The organism is Pseudomonas sp. 51_B (genome assembly GCF_017491595.1).
GTDB lineage: Bacteria > Pseudomonadota > Gammaproteobacteria > Pseudomonadales > Pseudomonadaceae > Aquipseudomonas > Aquipseudomonas promysalinigenes.
On record NZ_JAFGYW010000088.1, the window covers coordinates 1 to 671 of the forward strand.

The window sequence follows — 671 nt, forward strand, 5'->3', positions numbered from 1 at the left end:
GTCGTCGGGCGGAATACCGGTGGGATCGGAGAATTTCGCGGTCTAGTCCGCGTAGCCGACATAGACATTGGTGAACCCGCCGGCGGCGGCGATCTGCTTGTGCGCCGGAATCGGATCCGGCGAGATCGCGGCGTCTTCGACCGACACGATCATCTGCGTCTTCGACGCGACCCAATCGGCGATGCCGGCTTCGTGGCCGGTCAGCACCGCGCTGAGGTTCTGGCTGATGGACTCGCGGTTATAGCGGTTGGCGACGAAATAGTTGAGCGCCGTGTTGATGACGAGCGAGCCGATGACGATGGCAAGGCACGCGACGAGAATGCGGGACCGGATCGAGGAGAGCATGAAGGGCGACATGGATGTGGAGCGAACCTATTGGTTTACGGCTGCGCAAACGCGCGACTTGACCCGCGGGACGCTGTACGTCTGGTGTTTTCGCTCTAGGGTTTACGCGATGTGCGCGGGCGCTTTTGTCTGAGGTAAGCCGCGCGTTCGCCGGCTTACGAGGCGCACGCATCGATCGGCAGACGGGCGCGGCCGCCCAAGCGGGCGGCCGCGCGAACCGTGCCTGAGGCGAGCGTCGCGCCGCCGAACGCACGCGCCCGGCAACGCTCCACGATTGAGGTCAACCAAGCGGCGGCGTCAGCGGAATCGACATTTCGTGCATGAAC

Annotated in this window: 1 protein-coding gene; it reads right to left on the reverse strand. The window is 64.4% G+C overall.

Annotation, left to right across the window (positions count from 1 at the left end; translation table 11 throughout):
• Positions 1–42: 42 nt before the first annotated feature.
• Entirely contained in the window at positions 43–357 is a 315-nt protein-coding gene (locus tag J5M56_RS23770) for a hypothetical protein (protein WP_207937915.1), read from the reverse strand.
• Positions 358–671 lie beyond the last annotated feature (314 nt).

What these genes read in the sequence shown, in the direction of transcription:
- J5M56_RS23770 (WP_207937915.1), bottom strand. Translation starts at nt 357, where the DNA reads ATGTCGCCCTTCATGCTCTCCTCGATCCGGTCCCGCATTCTCGTCGCG.